The organism is Nocardioides sp. CCNWLW216 (genome assembly GCF_037120545.1).
Classification (GTDB): domain Bacteria; phylum Actinomycetota; class Actinomycetes; order Propionibacteriales; family Nocardioidaceae; genus Nocardioides; species Nocardioides lianchengensis.
The window spans coordinates 43,400-59,184 of the sequence record NZ_JBBBBJ010000016.1; the positions used below are offsets into that span (position 1 = coordinate 43,400).

The following is a 15,785-nucleotide window of genomic DNA, read 5'->3' on the forward strand; positions in this document are numbered from 1 at the left end:
GCTCTTTCGCGCGGTCGGGGTGCCCACCCCCCACCCCCCCCCCGGGTCCCTGACTCGGGTGGGGCCGCCGCCCCCCCCGCTTCGTGCTTTTCCCGGGCTGGCCCGGTGGGGTGGGTGTGGCGTTGTTGGTAGCGCACCGTGCTGGTGGGCAATGAGAAGGTCAGGGGTTCGAATCCCCTCAGCTCCACCAGGTGACAGGGAAGCGGCAGGTCGGATGACCTGCCGCTTCGTCGTTTCTACGACCCCCAGCGTAGGTGGTAGGCCACCAGCGGCTGGATCGCGGCGAGCAGGTCGCGCCCGCGCGGGGTGAGCCGGTAGCGGACCGAGACCGGCGTCGTCGGGATCACCTCGCGCTCCACGAGGTCGTGCGCCTCGAGCTCGCGCAGGCGGGCGGTGAGGAGGCGGGCCGAGAGGCCGTCGACGGCGCCCTGGATCTCGCCGAACCGGCTGGCGCCCCGTCCCAGGGCCAGCATGATCGCGCCGGTCCAGCGCCGGCCGACGAACTCCAGGGCAGGGGTGGCCTCGCGGCAGGTGGCGTCGTCGATCAGGTGGCGGGCGGGGGCGGTTGTCACTTACTCAGAGTAACTCGCTTACGCCCGGTTGTCCCGCGTCGGTGGACGGCGGATCCTGGAGGCATGCCCGACTACGGCCACCCCCTGCGCTTCGGATCCTTCGTCACCCCCACGGCCGCGCCGCCGCAGCGGCCGGTCGAGCTCGCGGTGCTCAGCGAGGAGCTCGGCTACGACCTGGTCACCTTCCAGGACCATCCGTACCAGCCGTCGTTCCTCGACACCTGGACCCTGATCTCATACGCCGCGGCGCGCACGGAGCGGATCCACCTCTCCGGCAACGTGCTCAACCTGCCGCTGCGCCAGCCCGCCGTCCTCGCGAAGTCGGTGGCCAGCCTGGACCTGCTCTCCGGCGGCCGGGTCGCGCTCGGCCTGGGTGCCGGCGGGTTCTGGGACGCGATCGAGGCGTACGGCGGCACGCGGCTCACGCCGGGCGAGAGCATCGACGCCCTCGACGAGGCGATCCGGATCATCCGCGGCGTCTGGGACACCGCGGACCGGTCCGTCCTCGCCGTCGACGGCACCCACCACCGCATCCATGGCGCCAAGCGCGGCCCGGCGCCGGCGCACCAGGTCCCGATCTGGCTGGGCGCCTACAAGCCCCGGATGCTGCGCCTGATCGGCCGCGCGGCCGACGGCTGGCTGCCCTCGCTGCCCTACCTGCAGCCCGGCGACCTGCAGCGGGGCATGCAGGTCATCGACGAGGCCGCGGTCGCGGCCGGGCGGGACCCCGCCGAGGTGGTCCGGCTGCTCAACGTCGGCGCGGACGCGACGGCCGACGACCTGGTCCGGCTCGCGGTCGAGGACGGCGTCAGCACGTTCATCGTGATGGGCGACGACGAGGGCGGGCTGCGCCGCTTCGCCGGCCTCGCGGGGGAGGTGCGCGACCGGGTCGCGGAGGCGCGGGCGAGCGCCGGCGTGCAGGAGCGCTCCCGGGTCCGCGGAGCGTCCGCCCTGGCCCGCCGCCGCCCCGGCATCCGGTACGACGACCTGCCGGCCGCCCTGGCCGAGCGCGCGGTCGAGCCCGGCGACCCGGCGTACGCGCGCTACACGTCGAGCTACCTGCGCGGCGGCGCGCCGGGGCTGGTGCTGCGCCCGCAGAGCGTGGCCGAGGTGCAGGCGGCGGTGGGCGTCGCCCGCGAGCACCGCGACCTGCCGCTGGGCGTCCTGAGCGCCGGTCACGGCATCTCGGGGCGCTCGCTCAACGACGGCGGCCTGGTCCTCGACGTCAGTGCCCTGGACGCCGTCGAGGTCCTCGACCCCGAGTCCGGACGGGTCCGCCTGGGCCCGGGTGCCCGCTGGGCGGACGTCGCCCGCGTGCTCGCGCCGTACGGCCTTGCGGTCAGCAGCGGTGACTACGGCGGCGTCGGGGTGGGTGGTCTCGCGACCGCGGGCGGGATCGGCTGGTTCGCCCGCAGCCACGGCCTCACCATCGACCACCTGACCGCGGTCGACCTGGTGCTGGCCGACGGCCGCGCGGTCCGGGCGAGCGCCACCGAGGAGCCCGACCTGTTCTGGGCGGTGCGCGGCGCCGGGGCCAACTTCGGGATCGCCACGTCCTTCGAGCTCACCGCCGCCCGGGTCGGCACGATCGGCTTCGCCCAGCTGGCCTTCGACGCGAGCGACACCGCGACCTTCCTGGAGGGGTGGGGCCGCGAGATCGAGGCCGCCGACCGCAGCGTCACAGGCCAGGTGATCCTCGGCGCGCGCCGCGGCGGCCAGCGGGTCGCCCAGGCGATGCTCGTCGTCGAGTCCGACGACCCGGAGACCGTCGTCGAGCGGCTGCAGCCGATCGCCGGGATCGCGCCGCTGCTGCAGCAGCAGGTCGTCCTCACGACCTACGACCAGGTGATGGGCCTGTTCAGCAGCGACGAGCCGCAGCAGGGGCGCGGCGAGCCGCACACCCACTCCGGGCTCGCCGACCACCTGACGCCCGCGCTCGCCGCCGAGGTGGCCGGCCTGCTGGACGCCGGGACGTCGTACTTCTTCTCGGTCCGGGCGGTCGGGGGAGCGGTCGCCGACGTCGCGAGCGAGGCCACGGCGTACGCCGGCCGCAGCGCGGCCTTCTCGCTGTCCGGCTTCGGCACCAGCGCCCGGTTCGACGACGCCTGGGAGCGGCTGGTCCCGCACCTGTCCGGCAGCTACCTCAGCTTCGAGACCGGCACCGGCTCTCCGTGGCTCGAGCGGGCGTTCCCGCCGGCCCACCTCGCCCGGCTGCGCGACCTGAAGCTCCGCTACGACCCCACCGGCCTGTTTCGCGACAACTTCTTCATCGCGCCCGCCGACGTGGCCGAGGCGGCCGGTCCGGCGGCCTGACCGATCACCGCGGGATCCCGGAGGCAGCAGCGGCTGCGAGCGGGCGGTGAGCTGTCCACCTCCTGGGTGGCGCAGCAGGTGGACGCTTCACCGCGACCTCAGCGTGTCGCGACGACCCGCCGAGTCGGCGGTGTGACGGCCGCCGACTGTGGTCGGAGATCGGTGGACAGGTCACCGCCGGCCCGCGCGCCGGCCCGCGCGGACCGCGCGCCGGCCCGGTCGGCTCGTGGGGCTGCGAACGAAATGGGTGCGAGTGGACGGTGAGCTGCCCACCGTCTTGCTGGGTCGGCAGGTGGACGGTTCACCGCGACCTCGGCGCGTTGCCACGATCCGCGCGCAGCGCGCCCGCTACGCGCTGCCGAGCAGCCCGTCGGTGGCGCGGGCCAGCCGGGCGGAGAGGGCGGAGGTCGCCGACCGGGCGTAGGTGTCGGTGAGGTGGCTGCCGCCGCGGTAGACCAGCACGTTGCCGATGACCGGGGGACAGCGGACGCCGTCGGGGCAGAGCACGTCGGACATGTCGACGATCCTGACCTCGGGCACGCGGCGGGCCGCCTCCAGCTGGCGGGGCGCGCCCGAGCGGGGGACGCTCCGCTCCTTCAGCGAGACGCACTGCGTGAGGTCGTCGAGGTGCTCCTGGACGCAGTCCGGCACGGTCGCGCTGACGGGCGGCGGGGTGTCGAGGATCGGGACGACGGTGATGCCGTCGCCGACCAGCTGCTCCCAGTACTCCACGATCCCGTCGACCATGGCGGCCTGGGTGTAGTCGTCGGTGGACGTCCCGCCCGGCGGCAGCGCGCGGCTGTGCCGGGTGACGGTCACGACGACGTCCGGGGCGAGGTCCTCGATGGTCTGCAGGGCCCAGGGCTGCCAGGACTCGCAGGAGGGGTTGCGCTTGTTGTCCTTCAGCAGGGTCGACGCGGCGAAGGGGCAGCCGTTCTTGGCGACCACGACCAGGCGCCAGCCCGCGTCCTCGGCGATCGTGCGGACCGGGCTGAACCACTGCGCGGCCTTCGAGTCGCCGACCAGGACCACGGTCCGCTCTGCGTCGGGGTCGCCGTACTCGCAGGTCTCGTAGGCCTCGGTCTCGCGCTTGACCACGCAGCCGTCGGTGTTGATGCCGGGGTAGTCGGTGTAGGCGTCGAGCGGCGAGGGGCGCATCGCGTCGACCGACCTCAGGGCCGCCCAGTCGGTGTCGGCGAAGCGCGGATCCTGCAGCGCGCGGGCCCCGATCGCCTCGTCGGCGGACGCCTCGTCGACGGTGTCGACCAGGGAGAACGACGCCACCAGCGCGAGACCGGCCACCGTCGAGACCACCATCCCGGCGGCGCCCGCCAGCAGCGCGGGTCGCGGCAGCGCGAAGCGGGGCAGGTGCCGGAACGGCGTCTCGACGTAGCGGTAGGACAGCCAGGCCGGGATCGCGGACGCCAGGACGACCAGCAGGCCCTCGCGGACCCGGAGGTGGCCCCACAGCCCCTCCGCCGCGACCAGGAACGGCCAGTGCCACAGGTAGAGGGAGTACGACAGCCCGCCGATCCACACCGCCGGGCGCAGGCCGAGCAGCAGACCCGGCCCCCAGCGCACCGTGAGACCGCCGCCGGCCAGGATCGCGGCCGCCGTACCGAGGACGGGCATCAAGGTCGCCGTCCCGGGCCACACGGTCGTGGACCCGAGCTCGAGCACGCTGTAGGCGACCAGGGCCAGGCCCGCCCAGCCGAGGACCGCGCGCAGCGCCGACGGCAGGCGCACCAGCGTCGGGAAGGCGATCGCGAGCAGCGCGCCGACCCCCAGCTCCCAGATCCGGGTCGTGGAGACGAAGAAGGCCAGGCCCGGCTGCGCCACGGCGTACGACAGGGTGAAGACGAAGGACGCGACCGAGATCGCGGTGATCGTGACCAGCAGGCCGGTGCGCCACCGCGCCCGCGCGAGCGCGACCACCGCGGCGATCAGCAGCGGCCAGACGACGTAGAACTGCTCCTCGACGGCCAGCGACCAGTAGTGCTGCACGGGCGAGGACCCGACGTTCTCGGCCAGGTAGTCCACTTCGCGCGCGCCGAGGCGCCAGTTCACGACGTAGAGGGCGGCCGAGACGATGTCGCCGCCGAAGTCCTTGCGGTTGTTGACCGGCAGGCAGACCAGCGCGACGACGGCGCTGAAGACCAGCACCAGGGTACTCGCCGGCAGCAGCCGGCGGGCGCGCCGGGCCCAGAAGTCGGCGAGCCCGAGCCGGCCCCGTCGCTCGACCTCGCGCACCATCAGGGAGGTGATCAGGAAGCCCGAGATGACGAAGAAGACGTCGACGCCGACGTAGCCGCCCGGGACCCAGGCCAGCCCGGCGTGGTAGATCAGCACCGAGAGGACGGCGACGGCCCGGAGGCCCTCGATGTCGGGCCGGAAGCCCTTCGGCGTGGCCGGGCTCTCCCGATGGCGGCTCGCGGCACTCACGCGCCCGAACACTAACCGGCGAGTCCACCCTCGAGAAAACCTGCGCGATCGGCCGGACCGGCCGAAGAAGGAGAGGTCCTCCCATCGCCCTGTCCGGAGCACCCATGCCCGCTCGCCCCGCCCGCCACCGTTCCCGGGCCGTCGTCGCGACGGTCGCCGTCCTCGTGGTCGGACTCGTCGCCGTCCTCGTCGGGCAGGGGCCGGCCTCGGTCGCCCAGGCGGCCCGGACCGCCAATCCGACCGGCACGGCCGCCGGGAGCCCGCCCAACGGGGTCGGCAACCTGCGGGTCGGACTGGCCGCGACCGCCGACGGCCGGATCCGGGTGACCTGGGACCGCAGCCGGGCCCGGCAGCTCAAGCGGTACGTCGTCCAGGTCAGCCCGGGGCGTCGGATGGAGGCGCAGGTGCGGTCCTACCGGGTCGGTCGCACCCGGGGCTCGCTGGTCGTGCCCCGGGCCGTCGGCGCCACCCCCGCGTCGGGCAACTTCTCCTTCGTCAGGGTGGTTGCCCACCTGCGCGGGGGCGGGACGACGGCCAGTCAGACCAGGTGGATCCAGGCGCCGCTCGGCAGCCGGTGCACGGCCGCCGCGCGGGACCGGGTCACCCTCGCATCGTTCAACATGCAGACCTGGGCGGCCGACCGCCACCTGGGTCCCGGCCGGAACTGGACTCGGCGCGGCGACAACGTCGTCCGGGAGATCCTCCGCAGCGGCGCGCACGCGATCGCGATCCAGGAGGCCAGCGGCTCGACCCGGGTCGGGTTCGGCGACCGGCCCCAGAAGCAGTGGGTCCTCGACCGGCTCAACGAGGTGGACCCCGACCCGAGCGCGCACTGGGTCGACGCGGTCGACGACGAGTACTACCGGCCGCCGGAGGGCCGCGTCCCCGGCCTGGTCGGCACCCGGGTGTTCTACGACGCCAGCAAGTACGACGCGCTCGACGCGGGCCTCGAGCGGATCATCGACCCCGCCTTCGACAAGGACTCGCTGATCCCCTGGGTCCGGCTGCAGTCGGTCCGCGGCGACCAGGCGCCCTTCGTCCTGACCTCCAACCACCTGCGCGTCGGCGTCGTCGGCAGCACCACGGAGTGGCACATCCGGGCCCGCCAGACCGCCCGGACCATCGCCGTCATGCGCGCGCTGCGCCAGGCGTACGGCGACCAGGTCTTCCTGGCCGGGGACCTGAACTCCACGAGCGGCACCCTGCCGTCCAACAACGTCCACCAGGCGCTGATGGCCGCCGGCTTCTACGACGCCTACGCGACGACCCGCATCGTCGGCGGTCAGTACCCGACGACGCAGGACTCGCGGTTCCCGGTCCACCGGACGCCGCTGCGCCGCGACTACCTCCTGTCGCTGGGCACCGCGAAGGGCTCCTGCGGCTACCGGAACCAGACCTACGCCCGCGCGTCCCGGGTCGCCTCCGACCACTTCCTGCAGGTAGCGGTCCTGCCGCTGCCGCCGCTCTGAGGCGCTCGGTTCACCCCTACGGGCCGTTTCCGGGGTACGACGACGGGTACCTCCGCAGTCCGTCCGGCGTACGCGCCACCGTCTCGGAACCGGAGAGCCCATGTCCGCCCGTCCCGCCCCCATCCGTCTCGTGCGGGCGCTCGTCGCCGGGGTCGTCGTACTCCTGACGAGCACCCTGCTGGCTGCTCCCGCCGGGGCGTCCGAGGCCGCCGAGCGCCGTAACACCAATCCCACCGGCACCCGCTCGGGCAGCCTGCCGAACGGTGCCGGCAACCTGAAGGTACGCCTGGCCGCGACGTCCGACGGCCGGATCCGGGTGGGCTGGGACCGCAGCCGGGCCAAGCAGTTCAAGCGCTACACCGTGCTGGTCAGCCCCGGACGGCAGATGCGGACCCAGGTCAAGGCCTACCGGGTCAGCCGCAAGCGCAGCGCCCTCGTCGTCGACCGAGCGATCGGCGCCACCCCGGCCTCGGGCAACTACTCCTTCATCAAGGTCTACGGCGTACGCCGCAACGGCTCCAAGACCGCGAGCCAGACCAAGTGGATCCAGGCGCCGATCACCAGCCGCTGCACGGCGGCGGCGCGCGACCAGGTGACCATCGGCCTGTTCAACGTCCGGACCTGGGCGGCCGACCGCAACCTCGGCCCGCGCCGCAACTGGACCCACCGCGGGCCGAACGCGATCCGCGAGATCCTGCGCAGCGGCGCGCACGCGATCGCGATCCAGGAGGCGAGCGGGTCGGAACGGCTGGGCTTCGGCAAGAAGCCGCAGAAGCGGTGGATCCTCGACCGGCTCAACGCCACCGACCCGGACAAGGGCGCCCGTTGGGTCGACGCGCTCAGCGACGACGCCTACCGTCCGCCGACGGGTCGCGTCCCCGGCCTGGTCGGCACCCGGGTCTTCTACGACGCCAGCAAGTACCGCAAGCTCGACGCCGGGCTGGCCCGGATCGTCGACCCCGGGTTCAAGAAGGACTCGCTCATCGCCTGGGCCCGGCTGCAGTCCGTGCGCGGCGACCAGGCGCCGTTCGTGCTGAGCTCCAACCACCTGCGCGTCGGCGTGGTCGGCAGCGTCAAGGAGTGGCGCATCCGGGCGCGCCAGACCCGGAAGACCATCGAGGTCCTGGGCGGCCTGCAGCGGCGCTTCGGCGGCCAGGTCTTCCTCGCGGGCGACCTGAACTCGACCAACAACACCAAGCCGTCCAACAACGTGCACCAGATGCTGATGCGCGCCGGCTACTACGACGCCTACGCGACGACCCGGATCTCCGGCTCGAAGTTCCCCACCACGCAGGACTCGAAGTTCCCGCTGTACAAGACCCCGCTGCGGCGCGACTACATCCTGTCGCTGGGGCCGGTGAAGGGGTCGTGCGGCTACCGCAACCAGATCTACCGCAAGCCGTCCCGCATCGCCTCCGACCACTTCATGCAGGTCGCGCAGATGCCGCTGGCCTGAGGTCCGACGCCGACCCGCCACCCGACCTAGCGGGCGACCCGTCGATCTGCGACCGACACGCCGCAGAAATGGGGTCCTGAGTGACGGGTCGGCTCAGGGGGCCAGCGTGGCGAGCACCCCGCGCAGCCAGGCGTGGCCGGCGTCCAACTCCTTCGCCGGGTGCCAGAGCATGGTCATCGTCAGCGGCGGGAGCGGGACGGGCGAGTCCAGGACCACGGTCCCGGAGGCGTCGGCCATCAGCTCGGCGAGGGCCCGGGGCACGAAGCCGAGGCGGTCGGTCCCGGCGACCAGGAAGGGCACGCTGACCAGGTCCCCGGTGACGATCTCGGTGCGGGTCTCGATCCCACGCCCGTGCAGCGACTCGACGGGCGGGATGTGCCCGCCCTGCTGGAGGCGGAAGGCCACCCAGGCCGCGCCCCGGAGCGCCTCCTCGGTCAGCCGGGTGGCCGCGTGGGCGCCGGTGGCCGACCCGACGAGGACCCACTCGTCCGGCACCAGGTCGACGTACGGGTAGTCCGGGATCGAGGCCCGGGGGAGGACCAGGCCGTCGACCCCGAGCAGCTGGCCGTCGAACTCGGTCAGGGTGCTGGAGGCGATGGGCAGGAACCGGAGGACGGCCGATGGCGCCTCGCTGGCCACCCGCGCCGCGATCGCGGCGCCGTGCACCGTGGTCAGGTAGTCGGAGGTGACCAGGTCGAAGCGGCGGGTCGTCGTGGCCGGGTCGAAGGCGTCCGCGAGGTCGAAGAGGCTGCGCATCTCCGCGAGAGCCGCCGGGGTGCGGGCCGCGAGGCCGGTCGCGAGCGGGGTCAGGACGTACCGGGTGCCGTGCCGCACCAAGAGTTCGTCGTCGAAGTGGCGGCGGAGCTTGGCCAGCGACGAGCTGACGGCGGGCTGGCTCACCCCCAGGCGCCGGGCGGCACCGGTCACCGAACGCTCCCGCAGCAGGTGGTCGAGGGTCGTCAGCAGGTGCAGGTCGAGGTTCCGGTAGGTGCCCACCACCGGATTATGGGCGAGGCTCGACGACTCGGCCGGGCCGTGGTCGAGACCACCGGACGACGCCGGACGGCAGGCTCCGCGCCCGTCCTGCGCCCGCAGCGCTCTGACGTGCACCTATAAGCGAACGCCATGGAGCCCATACCGACTTCGCCGTCGACGAGTGTTGCGGTCGTCACAGTTCTCGGGTGAGAGTTGTGCGTCACGTCACGTGAAACGATTCAAGGTCGGCACGTCCAGACGTGAACCCTCCCGGTCCCAGCTCGCGGTGCGGACCGACGGTTGCCCTTCACCAGCAGGTGAACGGGCCGGACAGCCCTGCCCCGAGCAGGTGCGCACGGAAAGAGGAACTGTGATGCGTTTCAACCAGGACGGCGCTCGATGAGGCGGCTCCGCAAGCGGTCGATCTCCCTCGCGGCCGCCGCGGTGGTGGGCCTCGGCTCGATCACCCTGGCGACGACGACCGGTACTCCCGCCGCGTCCGCCGCCGCGGACGGCGCCTCGTCCAGCATCTCCGCGGACGAGTTCTCGACGCCCGACATGACCTACCGCCCGGGCGTGCGGTGGTGGTGGTCCGGCGGGTCGATCAAGACCGACGTGCTCGCCGAGCAGCTGGAGTACCTCGCCTCGCACGGCTTCGGCACCGTGGAGATCAACCCCTACCGCGTCGTGCCGAACGTGCCCGACGCGCAGCTGCAGGACATCTACACGCCGGCGTTCTACGAGAAGCTGGAGTTCGCCGTCGCCAAGGCCGACGAGCTCGGCATCACCGTCGACCTCAACATGGGCTCGGGCTGGAACGCCAACAGCCAGTTCACGACCATCGCCGACAGCGAGGGCAACCTCTCGCTGGGCCGCGCGACGCTCACCGGCGCGCAGGTGAAGGCCGGCGGCATCGCCGTACCCGCGCTGACCAAGAGCCTCCAGTACGGCGCCGCCGTGACCCCGAGGTTCGCCCCCGAGCTGGCCCGTCTGCAGGGGGTCGTGGTCGCCAAGCGCACCGGCACCGCCGGCGCGGTCACGGGTGACGCCCGCCTCTTCGACGACGGCGCGACGGTCTGGGACCAGCGGGTCACCCTGGACGTGAACGACAGCCACTTCGTCGACGCCAGCGAGATCGGCGGCACCTCGTTCCGGCTCGACCCCGCCGTCACGACCGCGATGGCCGACGGGGACAGCTACGAGGTCGTGGCGCTCTGGTCGCTGCCCGCCGGCGCCAGCGGGGCCGGGACGACGACGGCCCGGCCGGACTGGTTCACCGTCGACCACATGGACGCGGCCAAGACGCTGCGCTACGTCAACCAGTGGGTGGGGGAGGCCAACCTCAGCCGGATCGTCTCGACGTACGACAACGTCCGTGCGCTGTTCAACGACAGCCTGGAGCTGCACACCGACCTCTACTACAACGAGGGCATCTCCGCGCTGGCCAAGGACGCCGAGCACAACGGCCTGGGCTACGACTTCAGCAAGTACCTGCCGACGGTCTACCGACAGAACCTCAACACGGCGGCCTACCGGCCCAACACCATGGGCGGCTCGGCCGACTCCTACCTGACCTACACGACCGACAGCGCCACGACCAACCGGATCCTGGCCGACTACCGCACGCTCGTCGGCGTGAAGATGGCCGAGGGCCTGCGCGGCTTCCAGAAGGGCAGCAACTCGCACGGGCTGCTCTTCCGGCAGCAGGCCTACAACCCGCCGATGGACATCATCGGCTCGGCCGAGTACGTCGACATCCCCGAGGACGAGCAGCACGACGAGTACCGGCTGATCACCGCGTCGTCGGGCGCCAACCTGCACGACCGGAACCTGGTCACCGCGGAGCAGTTCACCCTCGGCCTGACGCCGATGCAGAACACCCTCGACACCCTGAGGGTCGGCTTCGACCTGATGGCCACCGGCGGCGTGAACAACTTCTTCTACCACGGTCTCAGCTACCCCTACGGCAAGGGCAGCGCGCAGTACGGCGAGAACGGCTGGGCGGCTTTCCCGACCATCGGCGTGAACATGACCGAGGACAACACGCTGGCGCCGTACTTCGGCCAGCTCAACGCCTACGCGTCCCGGCTGAACTACCTGATGCAGCAGGGCGACCCGAGCCGCGACGTCGCGGTCTACGCGCCGTACAACACCCGGGCGGTCGCCACCGGCGCCACGCCCACGCTCAACGCGAACGGCTACGCCTGGGACGTCATCAACGACAAGAGCATCCAGGCGGCGGACACGACGTTCGCGGACGGGCGGCTGAGCGTCAACGGCGGCAAGGCGTCGTACGACGCGCTGGTCGTCCACACCTCGACGGTGCCGGTCGAGACCATGCAGAGCCTGCTCCGGCTGGCCGAGCAGGGCGCGCCGATCGTCTTCTACGGAGCCCTGCCGAACGCGCAGGCCGGGTACGCCGACGGCCGGTACGCCGCCCTCGACCGCCAGGTCGCCACGCTCGCCAACCAGGTCCTGCTGAAGGGGGACGCGGCGTACAACCCGACCAGCGAGGCCTCGCTGGCCTCGACCCTGAAGCGGGTCGTCACCCCCGAGCTCACCTACGACACCAACACCGAGGTGCGCTTCACCCGTCGGACCCTGGACGACGGCGGCGAGCTGACCTACCTGCGCAACACCAGCACGACCGCCAACACCATCACCGTCCGCGTCGACGAGAAGTACGAGAACTTCTACTGGCTGGACCAGAAGACCGGGGAGATCCACGACGCCGACGTCCGCGACGGCGCGGTGACTTTCACCCTCGACGCGGGCAAGGACCCGCTGGGCCGCGGCTCGACGCCGTCCAAGCCCAGCAACGGCATCGCCCTGCTGGCCGAGCCGGCCGGGGTCACCATCCCCGCCGCCGACCTCACCCCGGGTCTCCCGGACGGGGTCGACCGGGTCGCGCCGGCCTCGACGCTGCCCGTGACCGCGCAGTCGCTGACCGTCTCCGACGACAACCTCGACGGCGTGCTCGGCGGGCCGGTCCAGACGCAGACGTTCACGGAGAGCGTGCTGGGCAACTGGAAGGACGCAACCTACCAGGGCGGCACGCTGCGCTCGGTGGTGTCCGACGGCGTCTACCGCGCGACGGTCGACGTCACGCCCGAGAAGGGCCGGCGCTACGTGCTCGACCTGGGCGAGGTGCACACCGCGGCCCGGGTCACGGTGAACGGCCAGGACGCGGGCAGCGTGATCTTCGCGCCGTACGAGCTCGACGTCACGTCGCTGCTGAAGGCCGGCGCCAACCAGGTCGAGATCGCCGTCACGCCGCGGAAGAAGAACCGGTACTTCCCGGCGGCGACCAACACCAACGGCCAGTACTCCATGGCCGCTCCGCAGGACGCCGGCCTCGTCGGTCCGCTGACGCTCGACGTCTCGCCCCTCGCCGCGACCAGCCCGGCGGCGGTGACGGCACCTCGGATCACCGGCACGCCCGTCGTCGGCCGCACCCTGACCGCCGACCCGGGCACCTGGGACGTCGCCGGCGTCGGCTTCGCCTACCAGTGGCTGCGCGGCGGTACGCCGATCGCCGGGGCGACCGGGGCGTCGTACCGGGTCGTGACGGCGGACGCCGGTCGGGCGCTCGCCGTCCGGGTGACCGCCACCAAGGCGGGCTACGGGCCGGGGGTCGCGGCCTCGCGGACCGCGACGGTGGCCCGGCTGGGCTCCACCGCCCGGGTCGCGCTGAGCGCGCGGAAGATCACCGCGGGCCAGGCGGTCCGGGTCACGGTGCGGGTCGCCGCCCCGGGCCTGGCCGGACCGACCGGGACCGTGCGGGTGACCCGCAACGGTGCCGTCGTCCGCACCGTGGCGCTGCGGGCGGCCGACCGCGGGGTGGTCACCGTCCGGCTGCCGAAGCTGCGGCGCGGCACCTACCGGATCGCGGCGTCCTACCTTGGTGACGCCCAGGTGGCGCCGAGCAGGGCGACCGCGGTGAGGGTCAAGGTCCGCGCGAGGCGCTGACCGACCAGGGGGCGGCGGCCGGGGATCCCGGTCGCCGCCCCCTCCCGTCGTGTCGAGGAGGAGGGCGGCGATGACCCGCATCCCGCACACCGAGCTGCGGGCGGCGTGCGACCCGGCGGAGGTGCGCCGCTGGGCGCGCGAGGCCGGCCTGGTGCTCGCCGACCAGGGCTCGCTGCCGCGCTTCGTGCTCGAGGAGTTCCTGCGGGCCGGGACCCGTGACGGGGCGGCTCAGCCGACGCGCTCGGCCCCTTCGACGACCGGTGCGACCGACCAGTAGCGCCGGTCGTGATGGAGCAGCGGCGCGGCCTCGGGGCCGAGCGTGACGTCGTCCACGCGCAGCAGCACCAGCCAGGACCCGCCGGCCGGGATGACCTGCTCCACCCGCCCGCCGTACGACGCCGTCGCGCCCGCCAGCAGCGGCGTCCCGTCAGCCGCCCGGCTCCACCCCTGCTCCGCGGTGAACCGGGCGGCCGTCCGGGAGGCGAAGGCGGCGGCGACCTCCACCTGGTCCGCCGCCAGCTGGTGGACGACGAGCCGTCCGGCGTCGACCAGGGCACCGGCCGTGGTGCTCGACCGCAGCAGGGAGAACGACAGCAGCGGGGGCTCCACGCTGACCGAGGCCACGCTGGACACGGTGGCGCCGACCGGACCGGTCGGCGTGGCCGCGGCCACGATGGTCACCCCGGCCGCGTGCCGGCGGAAGCCGGAGCGGAACCGGTCGGGCAGCTCGTCGTACGCCATGGACCTGAGGCTAGGAGCTCAACCGCGGTTGAGGTCCAGTCGACGTGCGCGAGGTCACGCACCGCCGGCCGGCAGCTCCTCCAGCATCACGTCGGGGTTGTCGCGGGCGGTGGCGGAGGCCCGCCACTGGTCGACGAAGAGGGCCAGGTAGGTGCCGTCGGAGCGCTGCAGCACCTCGGTGCCCCGGCCGCCGGCCAGCGCGGCGGCGCCCTCGGCATCGGTACGGCGGGCCACGGAGTAGTCGACCCGCGAGAGCCGGATCGGCGAGTTGAACTCGTTGGTCATCCGCTCCTGGACGACCTCGAACTGCATCGGGCCGACCGCGGCCAGCACCGGGCTCTGGTCGCCGCGCAGGTCCGATCGGAGCACCTGGACCACGCCCTCCTGGTCCAGCTGCTCGATGCCCTTGCGGAACTGCTTGAACCGCCCGACGTCGGCCGCGGAGGCGGCCATGAAGTGCTCGGGGGCGAAGGAGGGCACCGGCGGGAACTCGATCGGCTCCCCGACGTACACCGTGTCGCCGACGCGCAGCGCCTGGGCGTTGACCAGGCCGATGATGTCGCCGGGGGAGGCCTCCTCGATCGAAGAGAGCTCGCGGCCGAAGACCGCCTGCGCGTACTTGGTCGCGAACGGCTTGCCGGTGGTCGCGTGGGTGACCACCATGCCGCGCTCGAAGGTGCCGGAGACGACCCGGGCGTAGGCGAGCCGGTCACGGTGGGCGGCGTTCATGCCGGACTGCACCTTGAAGACGAAGGCGCTGAACTCGTCCTCGACCTCGCGGACCGAGCCGTCGACGCCCGGCGTCGCGTGCGGGGCCGGGGCCAGGTCGAGCAGCAGGTCGAGGAGCTGGGCCACGCCGAAGTTCTGCAGCGCGGACGCGAACATCACCGGCGTCGTCGTACCGGCGAGGAAGAGCTCCTGGTCGTGGTCGGCACCGTCGGCCTCGAGCAGCTCGTGCTCCTCGACGGCGTCCTGCCAGACCGGCCGGTCGGCCTCGCCGACCTCGCCCGCCGGCATCCGCTTCTCGGGCGCGCGGGTCGCGCCGCCGGCGGTGCGCGTGTACTTCACGAACTCGCCCGTACGACGGTCCAGCACCCCGCGGAAGTCGCCCGCCTCGCCGACCGGCCAGGTCAGCGGCGTCGGCCGAAGCTTGATCTTCTGCTCGATCAGGTCCATCAGCTCGAGCGCCGCGAGGCCCGGGCGGTCCCACTTGTTGATCACGGTGATGACCGGGATGCCGCGCAGCGCGCAGACCTTGAACAGCTTCAGGGTCTGCGGCTCCAGCCCCTTGCCGGCGTCGACCAGCATCACGGCCGAGTCGACCGCTGAGAGCACCCGGTAGGTGTCCTCGGAGAAGTCGCTGTGGCCGGGGGTGTCGACCAGGTTGACGACGTGGTCGCGGTAGACGAACTGCAGGGCCGCGGAGGTGATGGAGATGCCGCGGGCCTTCTCCATGTCCATCCAGTCCGACACGGTGGCGCGGCGCCCGCCCTTGCCGTGCACGGCGCCGGCCTCGGTGATCACCCGGGCGTGCAGGGCCAGGGCCTCGGTCAGGGTGGACTTGCCGGCGTCGGGGTGGCTGATCACCGCGAAGGTACGGCGGGGGCGGCTGTCGGGCACCTGGGGAACCTAACCCGTGGCGCGGGGCGCGACGACATTGAGAAGACGTCGAGCCGGCGGCCCGTCCCACCGGTTCGCCCGGGCGACGGGGGCGTTGGTACCCTCGACGGCAGGAGAGGTGGTCCGCGCCCTCGGCTCTTCGGGCGGCGCAGCCGATCACCACCCCACGCACCTCCGGTCGGTCCCGCGGTTCTCGCAGCCCCGGCCGGGTCCTGACGCCTCGTGCCG

10 protein-coding genes are annotated in these 15,785 nt (G+C 73.0%); 5 read left to right on the plus strand and 5 right to left on the minus strand.

All coding sequences use genetic code 11. The annotated features are described in order from the left end of the window. Positions 1-236: 236 nt before the first annotated feature. Positions 237-572 carry a winged helix-turn-helix transcriptional regulator gene (locus tag V7S47_RS24850; protein ID WP_336564115.1) on the minus strand — a complete coding sequence of 112 codons (336 nt, stop codon included), beginning with the start codon at positions 570-572 and terminating at the stop codon, positions 237-239. Between the two features lie 63 nt (positions 573-635). Here V7S47_RS24850 and V7S47_RS24855 point away from each other — a divergent pair, with 63 nt between their 5' ends. Further along, positions 636-2,885, plus strand: a complete 2,250-nt coding sequence (locus V7S47_RS24855) for an LLM class flavin-dependent oxidoreductase (protein ID WP_336564116.1) — start codon at positions 636-638, stop codon at positions 2,883-2,885. A gap of 348 nt (positions 2,886-3,233) precedes the next feature. On the opposite strand, the gene V7S47_RS24860 is transcribed toward V7S47_RS24855, so the two are convergent. Next, positions 3,234-5,327: an acyltransferase family protein gene (locus V7S47_RS24860; protein WP_336564117.1), complete on the minus strand. Its 2,094-nt coding sequence runs from the start codon at positions 5,325-5,327 to the stop codon at positions 3,234-3,236. A 104-nt stretch (positions 5,328-5,431) separates the two neighbouring features. On the opposite strand from V7S47_RS24860, the gene V7S47_RS24865 reads away from it, so the two are divergent. Next, entirely contained in the window at positions 5,432-6,796 is a 1,365-nt protein-coding gene (locus V7S47_RS24865; protein ID WP_336564118.1) for a hypothetical protein, read from the plus strand. A gap of 100 nt (positions 6,797-6,896) precedes the next feature. Then, the gene (locus V7S47_RS24870; protein ID WP_336564119.1) at positions 6,897-8,252 is read left to right on the plus strand and encodes a hypothetical protein; all 1,356 of its coding nucleotides are present in this window, start codon (positions 6,897-6,899) and stop codon (positions 8,250-8,252) included. Between the two features lie 93 nt (positions 8,253-8,345). Here V7S47_RS24870 and V7S47_RS24875 read toward each other — a convergent pair whose 3' ends face one another. After that, positions 8,346-9,248, minus strand: coding sequence for a LysR family transcriptional regulator (locus V7S47_RS24875; protein ID WP_336564120.1), 903 nt, complete (start codon positions 9,246-9,248; stop codon positions 8,346-8,348). Between the two features lie 378 nt (positions 9,249-9,626). On the opposite strand from V7S47_RS24875, the gene V7S47_RS24880 reads away from it, so the two are divergent. Together V7S47_RS24880 and V7S47_RS24885 are read left to right on the plus strand one after the other, a co-directional pair. Next, positions 9,627-13,196 carry a glycosyl hydrolase gene (locus V7S47_RS24880; protein WP_336564121.1) on the plus strand — a complete coding sequence of 1,190 codons (3,570 nt, stop codon included), beginning with the start codon at positions 9,627-9,629 and terminating at the stop codon, positions 13,194-13,196. 70 nt (positions 13,197-13,266) lie between these two features. Continuing rightward, the gene (locus V7S47_RS24885; protein ID WP_336564122.1) at positions 13,267-13,473 is read left to right on the plus strand and encodes a hypothetical protein; all 207 of its coding nucleotides are present in this window, start codon (positions 13,267-13,269) and stop codon (positions 13,471-13,473) included. Here V7S47_RS24885 and V7S47_RS24890 read toward each other — a convergent pair. Together V7S47_RS24890 and V7S47_RS24895 are read right to left on the minus strand one after the other, a co-directional pair. Continuing rightward, complete coding sequence (locus V7S47_RS24890; RefSeq protein ID WP_090860245.1) at positions 13,425-13,937, minus strand: flavin reductase family protein; 513 nt, start codon at positions 13,935-13,937, stop codon at positions 13,425-13,427. The genes V7S47_RS24885 and V7S47_RS24890 overlap by 49 nt on opposite strands. Before the next feature lie 54 nt (positions 13,938-13,991). Continuing rightward, positions 13,992-15,557, minus strand: coding sequence for a peptide chain release factor 3 (locus V7S47_RS24895; protein WP_336564123.1), 1,566 nt, complete (start codon positions 15,555-15,557; stop codon positions 13,992-13,994). Between the last annotated feature and the right edge of the window lie 228 nt (positions 15,558-15,785).